A 15,397-nucleotide genomic window follows, 5' to 3' on the forward strand; every position below is an offset into this window, starting at 1 on the left:
GGGGGCCGGTCCACGAGGGGAGTGGACCGACCCCGCACGGTTCCGCCCGTTCGCAGTTCGGTCCGTGGTTCTGGCAGACCCGAGCGGTCCCGCTGGGGTCACAGTCTGGTGAGAGCGGCGCTACTCTGAGAAGTCTTTTCGCGCTGTCGCGGTGGGTCGCTGGCGCCCGGACGCGGCGAGCGCACTTCCGAAGAGGAATCGCGTCGACACTGTGGAGGCACTGTGGAGGAATCGACCGCCGACCTGATCCGCGCACAGCTTCGCCGGCTGCGTACCGGCGCCGGCCTGAGTCAGGAGGAGTTCGGCAAGCTGGTGCACTACTCGGCCTCGATGGTGTCGGCCGTCGAGACCGGCGTGCGGCCACTGGACCGCCCATTCCTGTCCCGCGCCGACGAGGTACTCAACTCCGGCGGCCTACTCGTCTCCCTGTTCAAGATGATGGAGCGGGAGCGACAGCCGAGCTGGTTCCGATCCTGGCTGGACGCGGAGGCCGCCGCCCGCCAGCTCCGGTGCTTCCATCCCACCCTCGTCCCGGCCCTGCTCCAGACGGAGAACTACGCCCGCGCGGTGATCCGCTGCGACGACATGCTCAGCGACGAAGAAGTGGAAAAGCGTCTCGCATCCCGGATGGACCGGCAGGCGGTCCTGGCCCAACCAGAACCGCCGCAACTGATCGCCCTGTTCGACGAGGTGGCCCTACACCGGCGAAACGAGAGCTTCCGGGGGCTCATGACTCGGCAGGTGGAGCATCTGTTGGCCTGCGCCGAGCGCCCCAACGTCAGCATCCACGTCATCCCACTTTCGGTCGGGCTGCATGTCGGTCTGTCCGGGCCGTTCACGTTGGCCCGCAGCGATGACGGCGGCTGGGTCGGCACCATGGAAAGCCAACTGGGAGGTGGAGTCATCGACAGCGAGGCCCGGCTGGCTACGCTGTTGGCGAGATGGGAGACCGTGCGCAACGAAGCACTGCCCCGCCAGCAGTCACTGGACCTCCTGAAGGAAGTGGTGATGTCATGGACCTGAGCAGCGCAGCCTGGCGTAAGGCCACCCGCAGCGGCAACACCGACTGCGTTGAGGTGGCCGACAACCTGCCTCGGGTGGTCGCCGTGCGGGACAGCAAGGACCCGGCGGGCCCGGCGCTGGTGTTCAGCCCGGCCGGCTGGCGCTCGTTCGTCGACTTCGTCAAGCGGCACTGACGTCAGAAGGCGATGGGAAGGCCCAAACCGAAGCCCCCGGATCCGAAAGCAATCTATCTTGGACAGTTTCTGTTCCGACTGAACAGAAACTGTCCAAGACTCACGCGGCCGAGCGTTCGGGCGAGGCGCGGGTGGGGGGCGACGTACGTGGTGGGTGGTTTTCAGGCACGTGAGTGGGGCCAATGACGGGCCCTCGGCGCGAAGCTGAGGGCCCGCCGTCGTGAGTGGGTGGCAGCGGCGGCGTCAGGCCGCGACGGGCGCCCCGGCGAGCGCCCGGCCGGCCTCCCGGGCCGCCTCCAGTGCCCCGGCGTGCAGCTGCGCGGCCTGCTCGGTGAACGCGTCCAGGGCGGGGTTGACCCCGACCAGGGTGAACTCCCGCTCGACGACGGTCAGGTCGGCGCCCCAACTGTCGGCGATGATGCGACGCAGGTACGGGGTGGAGTGGTCCCAGCCCTCGCGCGGCGTGCCGCTGCCGTACGCGCCGCCGCGGACCGTGGCCAGCACCACGGGCTTGCCGGCCAGGAAGGGCGTGCCGAACGCGCGCGGGTCGGTGCAGACGAGATCGATGTACGCCTTGAAATGCTGGGAAACGCCGAAGTTGTAGAGCGGCACGGCGAACAGGATCGCGTCCGCGGCCAGCAACTCGTCCACCAGCGTCGCGGCGAGGGCGACGGCCTGCCGTTGCTCGTCGGTGTGTTCCTGCGGCGGGGTCATGCCGGCGCCGACCGCCGCCGCCCATGCGGTCGCGGGGAGGGTGTCGACGCCGATGTGGCGGCGCTCGATCGAATCGCCCGGGTGGGCGGCGAGCCACTCCTTCTCGACGATGTCCGCGATCTCGCGGCTCGCGGAGCCGTGGGTACGGATGCTGGCGTCCAGCCGGAACAGGGTCACGATTGCTCCTAGAGGTGAGCTTCAAGCTTGAAGTGACCCTATGTCCGTCAAGCTTCAAGCTTGAAGTGATTGTGGCGGGGCTCACTTCACGACTAAAGGCAGGTCGTAGGCTTGCGGCATGCCGGACGAGCCGCGGTGGTTGACCGACGATGAGCGCGACGCCTGGATAGCCCTCGCCAAGCTCGTCTTCAACCTGCCCGGAATGCTCGACGCGCAGCTGCTGCGGGACAGCAAGCTGACCCTGTTCGACTACTTCGTGCTCAGCGGCCTGTCGATGGCACCGGACCGGACGCTGCGGCTCAGCGACCTGGCCGGCAACATCGGCAGTTCGCTGTCCCGGCTGTCGAACGTGGTCAAGCGTCTGGAGCAGCGGGACCTGCTCCGCCGTGAGCCGGACCCGGACAGCCCCCGCTACACCAGAGCAGTGCTGACCGACGCCGGCTGGGACGTCGTGGTGGCGGCGGCGCCGGGCCACGTCGCGGCGGTGCGACGCTTTGTCATCGACGGGCTCACCGAGCAACAGGTCGACGTGCTGCGGGAGATCGCCTGTCACGTCACCCGGCAGCTCGGCAAGGCCACCGAGGAAGGCGTACGGCGCTGCTAGCCTCCCTCGACGGGCTCGGGGAGTTCGTCACCGGTTCTGCCGTTCGATGCCGCGCCGGACGAGGTTCCGGACGCCGGGGAGCGTGATCGCCGAACCGACGTAGGGCCTCGCCGCCCGTCCCGCCACGGGGGCGGGTCGGGCGGGCCGGCAGAATCGGCGGGTGCCCATTCAGCAGATCACCGACCCGGACGACGAGCGGATCGCCGACTACCGGGCGCTCACCGACGTGGAGTTGCGGACCCGGTGGGAGCCGCCGAACGGCCTGTTCATCGCCGAGGGGGAGCTGGTGCTGCGACGGGCGCTGCGCGGCGGCTACCCGCCCCGGTCGTTCCTGGTCGACGCCAAGCGGGTGGACCAGCTCGGCGATCTGGACACCGGGGACGCCCCGGTCTACGCCGCCGGCCAGGACGTGTTGGCGGCGACCACCGGGTTCCACGTACACCGGGGGGTGCTCGCGTCGTTCCACCGGCGGACGCTGCCCACCGTGCCGGACCTGCTGGCCGCCGCCCGGCGGGTGGTGATCCTGGAGGACGTCAACAACCACACCAACCTCGGCGCGATCTTCCGGGGCGCCGCGGCGCTCGGCATCGACGCGGTGCTGTTGTCGCCCACCTGCGCCGACCCGCTCTACCGGCGCAGCGTACGGGTGAGCATGGGTGAGGTGTTCGCGGTGCCGTACGCCAAGTTCACCGGCTGGCCGGACGGGTTGGCGCAGGTGCGGCAGGCCGGTTTCACGGTGCTCGCCATGACCCCGGCGCCGGACGCCGTACCCATGCAGCGGGTGACTCCGGCGCAGCGCGAGCGGGCGGCACTGCTGCTGGGGGCCGAGGGCCCCGGCCTCACCGCGGCGGCCCAGTCCGCCAGCGACGTCCGGGTGGTCCTGCCGATGCGGCGTGGGGTGGATTCGCTGAACGTCGCGGCCGCGGCCGCGGTGGCCTTCTGGGAACTCGGCCGGGACGATCCCCGGTGAGCCTGTTTGCATGATGATGCGGACTGGCGCATAATCTTCCTGTGTCCAAGGTTCTCACCTCCCTGCCCCCCGGCGAACGCGTCGGCCTCGCCTTCTCCGGCGGCCTCGACACCTCGGTCGCGGTCGCCTGGATGCGCGACAAGGGCGCCGTCCCGTGCGCCTACACCGCCGACATCGGCCAGTACGACGAGCCCGACATCGCCTCGGTGCCCGGTCGCGCGCTCAGCTACGGCGCCGAGGTCGCCCGCCTGGTCGACTGCCGCGCCGCCCTGGTCGAGGAGGGCCTGGCGGCGTTGACCTGCGGGGCCTTCCACATCCGCTCGGGCGGCCGGGCCTACTTCAACACCACCCCGCTGGGCCGGGCCGTGACCGGGACCCTGCTGGTCCGGGCGATGATCTCCGACGACGTCCAGATCTGGGGCGACGGCTCGACCTTCAAGGGCAACGACATCGAGCGGTTCTACCGGTACGGCCTGCTGGCCAACCCGCAACTGCGCATCTACAAGCCGTGGCTCGACATCGACTTCGTCACCGAGCTGGGTGGGCGTAAGGAGATGTCGGAGTGGCTGCTCGAACGCGGCCTGCCGTACCGGGACAGCACCGAGAAGGCGTACTCCACCGACGCCAACATCTGGGGCGCCACGCACGAGGCGAAGACCCTCGAACACCTCGACACCGGCATCGAGACGGTCGAACCGATCATGGGGGTCCGGTTCTGGGACCCGGCGGTGGAGATCCCCACCGAGGACGTCACGATCGGGTTCGACCAGGGCCGTCCGGTGACGATCAACGGCAAGGAGTTCGGCAGCCCGGTCGACCTGGTGCTGGAGGCCAACGCCATCGGCGGCCGGCACGGCCTGGGCATGTCGGACCAGATCGAGAACCGGATCATCGAGGCCAAGAGCCGGGGCATCTACGAGGCGCCCGGCATGGCGCTGCTGCACGCCGCGTACGAACGGCTGGTCAATGCCATCCACAACGAGGACACCCTGGCGAACTACCACAACGAGGGTCGCCGCCTCGGCCGGCTGATGTACGAGGGCCGCTGGCTGGACCCGCAGGCGCTGATGCTGCGCGAGTCGTTGCAGCGCTGGGTCGGCACGGCGGTCACCGGCGAGGTGACGTTGCGGCTGCGCCGGGGCGAGGACTACTCGATCCTGGACACCAGCGGTCCGGCGTTCAGCTACCACCCGGACAAGCTGTCGATGGAGCGTACCCAGGACTCGGCGTTCGGCCCGGCGGACCGGATCGGCCAGCTCACCATGCGCAACCTGGACATCGCCGACTCGCGGGCCAAGCTGGAGCAGTACGCGAACCTGGGCATGGTCGGCGGTGCGACCCCGGCGCGGATGGTGGGCGCCGCGCAGGCGGCCTCGACCGGGCTGATCGGCGCCATGCCGCAGGGCGGCGCCGAGGCCATCGCCTCGCGGGGCGTCTCCTCGGCCGACGACGAGGCGCTCGACCGCGCCGCGATGGAGTTCGGCGTCGACTGACCGACCGGTCGGGACGGGCGGGCGGCGACGGCGTGACCCTGCCGTCGCCGCCCACTCGCTGCCGGCCCCCGGCTAGGCGTACGGCGTAAACTGTCAAGCCGTGCCCAGACCGCGTTCGCTCAGCCAGGACCGGATCGCCGACGCCGCGCTGGCCGTCCTCGACCGGGCCGGGACCGACGGACTGACCATGCGGGCCGTCGCCGGGGAGCTCGGCACCAGCCCGATGGCTCTGTACCGCTACGTCGACGACCGCGGGCAGCTCGAACGCTGGGTGGTGGAACGGGTGCTGAGCCGGGTCGACCTGGCGCTGCCCGAGGGCCTGCCGTGGGCCGGCCGGATCGAACTGCTGCTCGACCGGGCCCGGGCCGCGGTGGTCACCCATCCGGCGGTCGTGCCGCTCGTGCTCACCCACCGGCATGCCGCACCGTCGTCACTGCGGCTGATCGAGACCATGCTGGCCGTGCTGACCGAGGCCGGCTTCACCGGTACGGACCGGGTGGTCGCACAGCGCGCGTTGATCGGTCACCTGCTCGGCACCCTGCTGCTGGACCACCTCGGCCCGCTGCCCGGCGACGGTACGGAGACCATGGCGGCCCTGCCCGTCGACGCCTTCCCGCACCTCGCCGCGACGGCCGCCCACGCCCGGCAGGTCGCCCCGGCCGACGAGTTCCGCCTCGGGCTCGCTGCCCTCCTCCGCGGCCTACGCCCCGGATCCGACTGAGCGCCTCAGGCGGCTTCGCCGGTATGCCGGGCGAGGAACTCGTCGATCGCCCGACGGATGAGGCCCGAGCGGCCCCCCTTGTCGTTGCCGGCGAGTTCGTCCAGCCGGCGTACGGCGGTGGAGGACAGCCGTACGCCGGTCACGATCATCGGCACGCTCTCCGGGGCGGGCGCCGGGCCCAGATCGGGGCCGCTGGTCGCGTCGCGGAGCAGCTCCGAAATGTCTCCGCCGCCGTCGAAGTACGCCACCAGTTCCTCGCGACTCATCGTTCGCGGATTTCGCTTCCTGGTCATGAAGTTCCCTCCATCCACTGCTTGACCTCCTCGGGGGTGGCCTCCCGTACCGCCAGGATCGCGTAGCTGTTGACCTTGCCGACCCGTTCGCACAACACCATGATCACGCGGGCCGTCTCGGCCAGGCCGGCCACTGCCAGCAGTAACGTCTCGATGTGGTTCTCAATCCGCTGTGGCGAGTAGAGCGCCTCGACCGCTTCCCGTTCGGAGACGCCGTGCCGTGCCGCGCTGGCCTTACCGGCGTCGGTCCATCCGTACTCCCGTTCCACCACCGTGCCAGCGTATAACGCGTATAACAATGGCGGGTCGCCGATGCGCCCTGCCATTGCTCCCATCGCCAGCGGCAGCTGCGGTGTCGGTGGCTTCGAAGAGGTCTTGGCGCGTGCCGGCCCTGCTGGCTTGGCGGCTCCGCGCCAAGATCCGCCCCGGCCCGCCGCACGACGTCACGGAGGGTAGCCTTCCGGGGGTGTTTCCTACGGTGCGTGAGGTCTTGGCACTCGAACCGGTGCGGGTGGGTGCGCCGCGGGTGGTGGCGGGGGAGGCCGCGCTGGACCGGTTGGTGCGCTGGGTGCACGTCGCGGAGGTGCCGGACATCGCCACCCTGCTCGGCGGCGGCGAGTTGGTGCTGACCACCGGCATCGGCCTGCCCGCCGACGACGACGGGCTGCGGGCGTTCGTCACCGGGCTGGCCGACGTCGGCATCTCCGGCCTGGTGATCGAGCTGGGCCGCCGGTACGCCGCCAGCGTTCCCCGGGTGATGGTGGTCGCCGCCGAACGGCGCGGCCTGCCGCTCGTCGAACTGCGCCGACCCACCCCGTTCGTGCCGATCACCGAAGCGGTGCACGCGCTGATCGTGGACGCCCAGCTCACCGAGTTGCGGGCCAGCGAGCAGATCCACCAGCGGTTCACCGAGTTGTCCGTCGACGGGGCGGAACCGGCCGAGGTGGTCCGGCAGGCCGCCGAGTTGGCCGGCTGCCCGATGGTGCTGGAGAACCTGTCCCGGCAGGTGCTGGCCTACGACGCGGCGGGGGAGAGCGCGGGCCGGCTGCTGGACGGCTGGGAGCGGCACTCCCGGCGGATCCGGGTCGACGGCCGGACCGGCTACCACCCGGATACCGGCTGGCTGGTCACCATGGTCGGCGCGCGCGGACAGGACTGGGGGCGGCTGCTGCTGCGCTGGCCCGGGCCGGACACCTCGTCGGCACCCCACGACATGCCGCCGTCGGGTGTGGCCACGCCGCCGTCCGGGCAGGTCACAGCGCCGACCCGGCTGGTCATCCTGGTCGAGCGGGCCGCCTCGACGCTCGCCCTGGGGAGGTTGATCCGGCGCGACGCGGAGGGGTTGGAACGCCAGCTGCACCGCAACCTGCTGACCGCGCTGCTCGACCACGCCCGCCCGGTGGACGAGGTCGCGTTGCGGGCCCGGGCGCTGGGCGTACCGCTGGAGCGGCGGTGGCTGGTCGGCGTGGTGGTCCGGCACCGGGCCGACCAGCCCGGCCCGGAACCGGGCAGCGAGGCCGCCCAGGTCCGGCTGCGCGACCTGAGCGAGGCGGTGAGCGACGCGGTGCGCGAGGCCGGCCTCGCCGGCCTGGTCGCCGCCCTGGACGAGCAGGCCGTCGGGGTGCTGCTCACGCTGCACGACCAACAGGTCGAGGGGGCGGCGCTGGCCGCGTTCGCCGCGACCCTGGACCGGGTACGCCTCGGCGCGGCGCCGCCCCCGGCCGGCCCCGCCCCGGCCGGCGCGGTGATCGTCGCGGCCGGTTCCGGGGTGGCCACCGCCCGGGAGGCCCGCCGGTCGCTGATCGAGGCCCGGCAGGTGGCCGACGCGGCCCGGCGCGGACGCTGGGACGTCGTCGTGTTCCGGCTACCCGACGTCGGCCTGGCCGGGCTGCTGCACCTGCTGCGCGACGAGCCGCGGCTGCAGACCTTCGTCGAGCGGGAACTCGGCGCCCTGCTGTCGTACGACGCAGAACACCCCCGCGACCAGCTCCTGGACACCCTGCGGGCCTACCTGGACCACGGCCGGAACAAGTCCGCGGCGGCCGCCGCCGCCCACCTGTCCCGGCCCGCCTTCTACGACCGCCTCACCCGCATCGCGAAGATCACCGGCGCCAACCTCGACTCGGTAGAGGCCACCCTCTCCCTCCACGTAGCCCTCCGCGCCCGAGACGCCATCCAAAACCCCTAACCCGCCCCTCCGCCCCCGGGGCCACCGGTTAGGCGGTTAGGCGGGGAGGGTTTTGAGGTAGTGAGGGGGGATGTGGTGGGTGGGGTGGGGGGTGAAGACGTCGGAGGCCGTGGCGGCGGGCCAGGCTTCTTTGGGGACGGCGGTCAGGATCGCTTGGAGGGGCTGGGCGTCGCGCCATTGGGGCTGGTCGGCCAGCAGGGACAGGGCCACCAGGGACTCCTCGACCTCGCCGACGCACTCGAACGGCTTGTGCGCGTCGATGCCGAGCAGTTCCAGGTAACCGGGCACCTGGGCCGGATCGGCCAGCATGTCCTTGCCGAAGATCCGGGTGAGCCGCTCCCGGGGCATGAACGGCGCCAGGGCCAGGAAGACGAACCGGCACTTCGGGCAGTCGCCGCACCACCGGGCGCTCGGGTCGTGCAGCTTGAACGCCCGGTTGCAACTGGTCACCACGTCGTCGTAGCGGTCGTGCCGGGCGAACAGCCGCGCGATGTGCAGCTCCGACAACGGGCGCAACAGCGAGAAGTACGGTTCTACCAGCCCGGCGTGTTCGGTCAGTGCGGCCCGCACCAGCCCTTCCGCCTCGACCCCCTTGGACCACTGGTGGTTGACCTCGTGACCGTTCCAGATCAGGTTCGGGTCGGACGCGGACCGCTCGTTGGACATCACCACCGGGCCCAGCCCGTGCAGCACCGCGGTGGCCACCGCGATCAGCGAGTTGATCGCGGTGACCGGGATGTGACCGTTCAACGCGCCGGCCGCGTTCAGCTCGAACAGCGCCGGGTCGAGCTTGCGTCGGGCGGCCAGCGGGGTCAGCCCGGACGCCTCGTTCACCGAGACGATCACGTGGTTCGGGTTGACCGAGAACGGCACCGGGTCCAACCCGGCCTCGCGCAGCGCCTCCAGGGTGACGATGGAGTCCTTGCCGCCACCCACCGCCGACAGCGGGCGCCGGTCGGTGGTGTCCACCGGGTCCGCGGGCGGGACCACGCCGCCGGGCACCTCGGGGACCAGTTCCAGCACGTGCGGCAGGTCGTTGCGGTAGGCGTACTCGGCGAGGCCCTTGGTGTAGATGGCCCGCAACAGCGCGACGGTGGCGTCGCCCAGCGGTGTCGGCGCCACCAGCCGGCGCGGCGCGGCGGCCTTGTAGTAGCTCACCCCGGCGAGCAGGTGCAGGATCTGCAGGACCCGGTCGAGGGTGGCCAGGGTGGCCTCGGACGGCGGCTCCGGCGGCACCGGAAGGGTGATCTTCTCGGCGAACCGCAGCTCACCGGCGGGACCGGTGAGGGCGTATTCGAAGGTGGCCTCGCCAGTGGCAAGATCCAACGAATAGGTCGGGAACGAGAAGGCGTCCATCTGCCGAAGCTGGTCGTTGAGCACACGCCATACTAGTCCCGGCCCGGCCGTCGGCGAGTGAGGAGATCACCAGTGCGCCTGTCTGACCTGCGCGGACGTAGCGTGGCAGTCTGGGGGACCGGCCGGGAGGGCCGGGCCGCCGTCACCGCCGTCGCAGCAGCCGGACCGGCCAGCCTGGTCGCCGTCGACGACAGCGCCAACTTCCTGTCGCTGCCCTGGGACGGCCCGCTCGCGGCCGCCGCCCCGCTGTACGGCGGGTCGGAGGGCTTCGACCAGCTCGCCGCGGCCGACGTCGTGGTGCGTTCGCCGGGCGTGCCGCAGACCCACCCGTGGGTGATCGAGCTGCGCCGACGCGGCGTCACCATCACCGGCGGTACGGCGCTCTGGATGGCCGACCACGCCGCCCGCACCGTCGGGGTGACCGGCAGCAAGGGCAAGAGCACCACCTCCAGCCTGATCAGCCACCTGCTCACCGAGTTGGGCCGGCCGAACGTCTTCGGCGGCAACATCGGGGTGCCGCTGCTGGGCCTGCCCGAGGCCGACCTGTACGTGCTGGAGCTGTCCAGCTACCAGTGCAGCGACCTGGTCGACTCGCCCCGGGTCGCGGTGGTGACCGCGCTGTTCCCGGAACACCTGGACGCGCACGGCGGCGAACGGGAGTACTACCGGGACAAGCTCAACCTGCTCGCCCACCAGCCGGAGACGGTCGTGCTCAACGGCACCGACCCCCGGCTCGCCGCCGAGGTCGGCGACCTGCCGGCGGTTCGCGCGGGCCGGCCCGACTCCTGGCACGTCGCCCCCGGCCCGGACGGCACTCCCTGGCTGCACGCCGTCGACCGGCCGATCTTCCCGCGCGCGGTGTTCCCGCTGGTCGGCCGGCACAACGAGGGCAACCTGTGCGTGGCGCTGGCGGTGCTCGACGCGCTCGGGATCGACTGCGTGGCCGAACGGGACGCCGTCGCCGCCGCGGTCGCCGGCTTCCACGCGCTGGACCACCGGCTCAGCGAGATCGTCGACCCGACCGGGCTGACCTTCGTCGACGACACCCTGGCCACCAGCCCGTACGCCACCATGCACGCCATCGACGCGTACGCGGGTCGGCCGCTCACCGTGATCGTCGGCGGCAACGACCGGGGGGTGGACTACGCGCCGCTGCGCGAGCACCTGACCGACCGGACGGTCACCGTGATCGGGATCCCGGACAGCGGCGAACGGATCGTCGCGGCGCTGCGCGACCTGCCGGCCGTACGCACCGAACTGGTCGAGGACCTGCCGGCGGCGGTACGGCTGTCCCGCGAGCTGACCCCGGCCGGCGGGGTGGTGCTGATGTCCCCGGCGGCGCCCAGCTACGGCCGGTTCCGCAACTACGAGCACCGCTCCGAGGTCTACGCCGCTGCCATCCGGGACAGCGCGCCGGACGCGGAGAGCGCCGCCCTTCCCGCGTCCGACGCCGGGCGGTGAGGTCGTCCCGCCCGGCGAGCCGCCCGGTTTTGCCGGCCTGGTGGCTTAGGGTGAGCCTGGCACGACCGACGGCGCATGTCGGTGTGGGGGCGATGAGATGGACTGGGCTGGATGGGCGTTGTTCGGACTGGTCGCCACCGCCGCCCTCACCGCGGCGATGATCGCCGCTCAACTGGCTGGGCTCACCCGCATCGACTTTCCCCTGGTGCTCGGGACCCTCGTCGCCGAGGACCCCGACCGGGCCCGGGTCGTCGGGTTCGTCATCCACCTTGTCGCCGGGCAGGGCTTCGCCCTCGGGTACGCGGCCGCGTTCACCCTGCTGCACCGGGCCACCTGGTGGCTCGGTGCGCTGTTCGGCCTGCTCCAGGCCACCATCGCGCTGACGGTGCTGCTGCCGCTGCTCCCGGGCGTCCACCCGCGGATGGCCTCGCTCCGGGCCGGGCCGGCCAGCACCGCGGTGCTGGAGCCGCCGGGCCTGCTCGCGCTCAACTACGGCATCCAGACGCCCGGGGTCACGATCGCCGTCCATCTCGTCTACGGAGCCGTCCTCGGACTGCTCCTCCGGGCCGGTTGACCCGCGCCCACCCCCGCGCCCACCCCCGCGACCGGTCTGGTCCGACGCGTCTGTCCCGGCCACGCCCCGCGCCACCGGTCGGCGGGGGTTCTCCATGACCGACGGCCGCGACGAGACGTGCCCCCGGCCACCGTCGCCGATCGTCGACTACGGGCTGCTGGGTGACACCCGTACCGCCGCCCTCGTCGCCGCCGACGGCGGGATCGACTGGCTCTGCGTGCCCCGTTTCGACGGTGAGCCGCTGTTCGGTCGGCTGGTCGGCGGCCCGCTGGCGGGAACCTTCCGGACCGGGCCGGGCCGACCGGCCGCGGTCGTCCGGCGACGTTATCGGAAGCACACCGCCACGCTGGAGACGACCTGGGCGGTGAACGGCTGCCGACTCACCCTCACCGAGGCGATGGTGGCGGAGGTCGGCGGCCGCCTGCTGCCCACCACGCTGATCGTGCGACGACTGTCGGCCGAGGGAGGAACCGCCGGCGCCGTCGTCGAGTTCGACCCCCGTCTCGGCGTACGGCATCGGCCGCCCCGGGTCCGCCGGCGGCGCGGGGTCCTGGTGTGCGAATGGGGGGCGCTCGCGGTCTCCCTGAGCTGCACGCCCGGGCTCACCGTCGAACCGGGGCGGCCCACCCCGGTCACGGTCAGGCCCGGTCGCCCGGTCATCCTCGTGCTGGCCGTGGCGCACCGCGAACCGCTGGTCCACGTCGAGCCGGCGGCGGCCTGGGAACTCCTCCTCGCCGACGAACGCCGCTGGCGGGCCTGGACCGCCGAGATCGACGGGTCGCTGCCCTTCCGGGAGCACGTCGTACGCAGCCTGCTGACCGTGCGGCTGTTGACCTACTCGCCCTCGCAGGCCCTGGTGGCCGCACCGACGACGTCACTGCCCGAGGATCCCGGCGGGGTACGGAACTGGGACTACCGCTATGTCTGGCCCCGGGACGCCAGCATCGGCGCCAATGCCTTCCTCAGCGTCGGCAAACCGGAGGAGGCGCGCGGTTTCCTCGCCTGGCTGCTGCACGCCAGCCGGTTGCAACGGCCACGCCTGCCGGCGCTGTTCGCCCTGAACGGTCGCCATGTGCCACCCGAACGGGAACTGCCCGGCTGGGTCGGCCACCTCGACAGCGTGCCGGTGCGAATCGGCAACGGCGCCGCGGGCCAGCACCAGCTCGACGGCTACGGCTGGGTGGTCGACGCCGCCTGGGCGTTCGCGCAGGCCGAGAAACCCCTCTACGCCGAGACGTGGCGGGCGGTGCGCGGCTTCGCCGAGCAGGTCGTCCGTTGCTGGCAGGAGCCCGACGCCGGCATCTGGGAGGTGCGCGAACCCGACCAGCACGTGCATTCCAAGCTGATGGGCTGGCTCGCGCTGGACCGGGCCCTGCGCATCGCCGAGACCCATCCGCTCACGGACCGACAACGCCGCCGATGGCGGGACGTCCGGGACGCCATCGCCGCCGATGTCCGGGCGCGCGGCTTCGACCCGGTGACGGGCAGCTACGTCCGCAGCTACGGCTCGACGGAGCTGGACGCGGCTCTGCTCGTCCTGCCGTTGCTCGGCCTGGACGACGCCGGGTCTGCCCGGATACGAGGCACCGTCGACGCCGTCCGCGACAGGCTCTCCGCCGGCGGACCGCTGCTCTACCGCTACCCGCCGGGACACGACGGCCTTCCCGGCACCGAAGGCGCGTTCCTGCCCTGCTCGTTCTGGCTGGTGCAGGCCCTCGCCGGCACCGGGCGACGTGCCGAGGCGGTCGAGCTGTTCCGGGCGCTGCTCGACCGCGCGAGCCCACTCGGCCTCTACGCGGAAGAGATGGACCCGACGACCGGCGCCCACCTCGGCAACTACCCGCAGACCCTGACCCACGCCGCGCTCATCCAGGCCGCCCTCGCGATCCGGGACGCACCCGGTGGATCCGGCCAGGACGGCCACCGGGCAGCGACCGACTGAACGGGCCTCGAGCAGGGCCCGCGACCGGACGGTCGCCCACGCTCCGTCCGGTCAGTGGGACAGCGAACTCGGTGCGTCGACGGCGGCGTTCGCGCTCACTCCGATGCCCAGCCGCTCGACCAGTTCCCCACCGAGCCATGCCGTGAAAAGGGCCAGAATGACGCCGACGAAGCTCAGAATCAAGGCCCCCGCAGAGGGCTCCCAGTTGTCGGCGCCCAGCCGCAACAGCCAGCTCACGGCGAAGAGCAGCACCACCACGACGTTACCGAGACCATGGACGGCCCCGACCCGTTTGGCCCGGGTGCCGGCCGGGATGGCCCGCCAGTCGATCGCGCCGAACAACGCGGCGAACAGCCCGCCGATCACGCCGGCGGCGATGGCGTACGCGGCAGCGATCTGGAAGCCGGTCCGGTCCGTGATCAGGTACAGGATGTCGAAGATCACGGATGTTGCCAGTAACCCCAACGGGAAGACGATCAGCATGGGGTGTATGGCGTGCCCCATGGCCTTGGCCCGGCTCTCCACCGCAATCCCCTCTCGGTGTCCAGTGCTGACGCGCGCCGGTTACCCCCTTGTCGGCTCTTCACACCCGGTTGCGCGCTGACGCGTCGAGCGATGGTGATCGACCAGTTCGGCGTGCAGGGCGCGCATCGCACGGACCGCCGAGCGGACCTCCTGGAGGTAACGCCCGGGAGTCAGGGTGGGCTCCGGCAGCGGGCCGAGGTCCAGGGTGGGATCGACGCCGATGGTGTCGATCCCGCACCCGTACGGCAGGGCGAGCGTGCGCAGCGCGTCGCAGTGCTGGAACGGAACGTAGATCGGGGCGGTCACCATCAGCACCCGGTCGGCGGCCGACAGGGTCACCCGGCCGGCCCAGAAGCGTTGCGTGTCGGCGGTGTGCGCGCGGCGTACCGCGGGTTCGCCGGACGGGGCGGCGAGCACCCGTACCGTGGTGTCGTCGGCGGTCCGGTAGCTGCGGACCGACCAGGAGGCGTGCGGGTCGGCGCCGGTGTGGCCGGCCTGATCGACGAGGGTGACCGGCGCGAACGCCGTCCGTACCCCCTGGTCCAGCGCGTCCACCTCGGTCCGGCAGCCGTGGATCCCGGCGTCGGCCAGGGTCCGCCGCTCGGCCGGGCCGAGCGGCCGGAAGCTGCCCAGCACCGCGACCTCGCCGGTCACCTCGACGCCCGCGCGCAGCAGGTGGGCGGCGTAGCCGGCGCGCCGGACGCAGGCGTGCGCCAGGCCGCCGAGCACCAGCAGATGCCGGTACGTCCGCCGGGGCGCCCGGGCGGCGTGCACCATGCCCAGCGCCCGGGCCGCGGCCAGCACCCGGTCGGCGACGTGCGGGTGCAGGTCCGGTTCGGCGGCCTCGTGGCGTTCCCGGCCGGCCCGGAAGTCCCAGTGCCGGGCGGTGAACTCGTCCAGCCAGTGCAGCAGCGCGCCGGTGCCGCCGGCCGGCCACCGGCCGCCGAAGGCGTGCACCAGGTCGCGTACCGGTTCGGCGGTGACCCACCGGTCGACCCCGGCGGCGACGGCGTGCGGCGGGCCGCCCGGGGGCAGCGGGACGTGGGCTGCGGACACGCCCGGATGCTATCCGCCGACCGGCGTACCGGCCGGTGTCCCGCGGGCGGGGGTGTTGCCCGGGGCGGGCCGGGGTGGCAGCGTGCAGGCACCCGTCCCTCCCTCCCGAAGGGGTGCCGTCGATGAC

General features: G+C 72.3%; 16 protein-coding genes. 10 read left to right on the forward strand and 6 right to left on the reverse strand.

The features are described 5' to 3' along the window. Nucleotides 1-222 precede the first annotated feature (222 nt). Together ACFOX0_RS10060 and ACFOX0_RS10065 are read left to right on the forward strand one after the other, a co-directional pair. Complete coding sequence (locus ACFOX0_RS10060) at nt 223-1,023, forward strand: helix-turn-helix domain-containing protein (RefSeq protein ID WP_377543920.1); 801 nt, start codon at nt 223-225, stop codon at nt 1,021-1,023. Next, nucleotides 1,014-1,196, forward strand: a complete 183-nt coding sequence (locus ACFOX0_RS10065; RefSeq protein WP_377543922.1) for a DUF397 domain-containing protein — start codon at nt 1,014-1,016, stop codon at nt 1,194-1,196. Before ACFOX0_RS10060 ends, ACFOX0_RS10065 begins: the two co-directional genes overlap by 10 nt. 243 nt (nt 1,197-1,439) lie before the next feature. Here ACFOX0_RS10065 and ACFOX0_RS10070 read toward each other — a convergent pair whose 3' ends face one another. After that, a complete protein-coding gene (locus ACFOX0_RS10070) occupies nt 1,440-2,087 on the reverse strand; it encodes an FMN-dependent NADH-azoreductase (protein WP_377543924.1) in 648 nt (215 codons plus the stop codon). 118 nt (nt 2,088-2,205) lie between these two features. On the opposite strand from ACFOX0_RS10070, the gene ACFOX0_RS10075 reads away from it, so the two are divergent. The 4 genes from ACFOX0_RS10075 to ACFOX0_RS10090 all read left to right on the forward strand — a co-directional run bounded on the left by ACFOX0_RS10075 (nt 2,206) and on the right by ACFOX0_RS10090 (nt 5,875). Further along, entirely contained in the window at nt 2,206-2,691 is a 486-nt protein-coding gene (locus tag ACFOX0_RS10075) for a MarR family winged helix-turn-helix transcriptional regulator (RefSeq protein ID WP_377543926.1), read from the forward strand. Nucleotides 2,692-2,851: 160 nt separating this feature from the next. Then, nucleotides 2,852-3,661 (forward strand): TrmH family RNA methyltransferase, encoded by an 810-nt coding sequence (locus ACFOX0_RS10080; RefSeq protein ID WP_377543928.1) that lies wholly within the window; start codon nt 2,852-2,854, stop codon nt 3,659-3,661. A gap of 41 nt (nt 3,662-3,702) precedes the next feature. Then, nucleotides 3,703-5,154 (forward strand): argininosuccinate synthase, encoded by a 1,452-nt coding sequence (argG, locus tag ACFOX0_RS10085; protein WP_377543930.1) that lies wholly within the window; start codon nt 3,703-3,705, stop codon nt 5,152-5,154. Between the two features lie 100 nt (nt 5,155-5,254). Then, entirely contained in the window at nt 5,255-5,875 is a 621-nt protein-coding gene (locus ACFOX0_RS10090; RefSeq protein ID WP_377543932.1) for a TetR/AcrR family transcriptional regulator, read from the forward strand. 5 nt (nt 5,876-5,880) lie between these two features. Here ACFOX0_RS10090 and ACFOX0_RS10095 read toward each other — a convergent pair whose 3' ends face one another. Further along, on the reverse strand, nt 5,881-6,168 hold the full coding sequence (locus ACFOX0_RS10095; protein ID WP_377543934.1) for a ribbon-helix-helix domain-containing protein: 288 nt from the start codon (nt 6,166-6,168) through the stop codon (nt 5,881-5,883). Next, nucleotides 6,165-6,440, reverse strand: a complete 276-nt coding sequence (locus ACFOX0_RS10100; RefSeq protein ID WP_377543936.1) for a hypothetical protein — start codon at nt 6,438-6,440, stop codon at nt 6,165-6,167. Before ACFOX0_RS10100 ends, ACFOX0_RS10095 begins: the two co-directional genes overlap by 4 nt. 194 nt (nt 6,441-6,634) lie before the next feature. Between ACFOX0_RS10100 and ACFOX0_RS10105 the strand changes: the two genes are divergently transcribed. Beyond that, nucleotides 6,635-8,356: a PucR family transcriptional regulator gene (locus ACFOX0_RS10105; protein WP_377543938.1), complete on the forward strand. Its 1,722-nt coding sequence runs from the start codon at nt 6,635-6,637 to the stop codon at nt 8,354-8,356. 36 nt (nt 8,357-8,392) lie between these two features. Here ACFOX0_RS10105 and ACFOX0_RS10110 read toward each other — a convergent pair whose 3' ends face one another. After that, nucleotides 8,393-9,736 carry a hypothetical protein gene (locus ACFOX0_RS10110; protein ID WP_377543940.1) on the reverse strand — a complete coding sequence of 448 codons (1,344 nt, stop codon included), beginning with the start codon at nt 9,734-9,736 and terminating at the stop codon, nt 8,393-8,395. Nucleotides 9,737-9,784: 48 nt separating this feature from the next. Between ACFOX0_RS10110 and murD the strand changes: the two genes are divergently transcribed. The 3 genes from murD to ACFOX0_RS10125 all read left to right on the forward strand — a co-directional run bounded on the left by murD (nt 9,785) and on the right by ACFOX0_RS10125 (nt 13,689). Beyond that, a complete protein-coding gene (gene murD / locus ACFOX0_RS10115) occupies nt 9,785-11,173 on the forward strand; it encodes a UDP-N-acetylmuramoyl-L-alanine--D-glutamate ligase (protein WP_377543942.1) in 1,389 nt (462 codons plus the stop codon). 97 nt (nt 11,174-11,270) lie between these two features. Further along, nucleotides 11,271-11,747, forward strand: coding sequence for a hypothetical protein (locus tag ACFOX0_RS10120; RefSeq protein ID WP_377543944.1), 477 nt, complete (start codon nt 11,271-11,273; stop codon nt 11,745-11,747). Between the two features lie 94 nt (nt 11,748-11,841). After that, nucleotides 11,842-13,689: a glycoside hydrolase family 15 protein gene (locus ACFOX0_RS10125; RefSeq protein WP_377543946.1), complete on the forward strand. Its 1,848-nt coding sequence runs from the start codon at nt 11,842-11,844 to the stop codon at nt 13,687-13,689. Nucleotides 13,690-13,740: 51 nt separating this feature from the next. On the opposite strand, the gene ACFOX0_RS10130 is transcribed toward ACFOX0_RS10125, so the two are convergent. Then, a complete protein-coding gene (locus ACFOX0_RS10130) occupies nt 13,741-14,214 on the reverse strand; it encodes a DUF2231 domain-containing protein (protein ID WP_377543948.1) in 474 nt (157 codons plus the stop codon). Nucleotides 14,215-14,253: 39 nt separating this feature from the next. Beyond that, entirely contained in the window at nt 14,254-15,270 is a 1,017-nt protein-coding gene (locus ACFOX0_RS10135) for a hypothetical protein (protein WP_377543950.1), read from the reverse strand. Between the last annotated feature and the right edge of the window lie 127 nt (nt 15,271-15,397).

The sequence above is a fragment of the Micromonospora zhanjiangensis genome (assembly GCF_042650605.1).
Lineage (GTDB): Bacteria > Actinomycetota > Actinomycetes > Mycobacteriales > Micromonosporaceae > Micromonospora_J > Micromonospora_J zhanjiangensis.

Excerpts from the sequence above, each read along its gene's own strand:
- ACFOX0_RS10065 (WP_377543922.1), top strand. The coding sequence starts at position 1,014 with ATGGACCTGAGCAGCGCAGCCTGGCGTAAGGCCACCCGCAGCGGCAAC.
- ACFOX0_RS10075 (WP_377543926.1), top strand. The coding sequence starts at position 2,206 with ATGCCGGACGAGCCGCGGTGGTTGACCGACGATGAGCGCGACGCCTGG.
- ACFOX0_RS10095 (WP_377543934.1), bottom strand. The coding sequence starts at position 6,168 with ATGACCAGGAAGCGAAATCCGCGAACGATGAGTCGCGAGGAACTGGTG.
- ACFOX0_RS10120 (WP_377543944.1), top strand. The coding sequence starts at position 11,271 with ATGGACTGGGCTGGATGGGCGTTGTTCGGACTGGTCGCCACCGCCGCC.
- ACFOX0_RS10125 (WP_377543946.1), top strand. The coding sequence starts at position 11,842 with ATGACCGACGGCCGCGACGAGACGTGCCCCCGGCCACCGTCGCCGATC.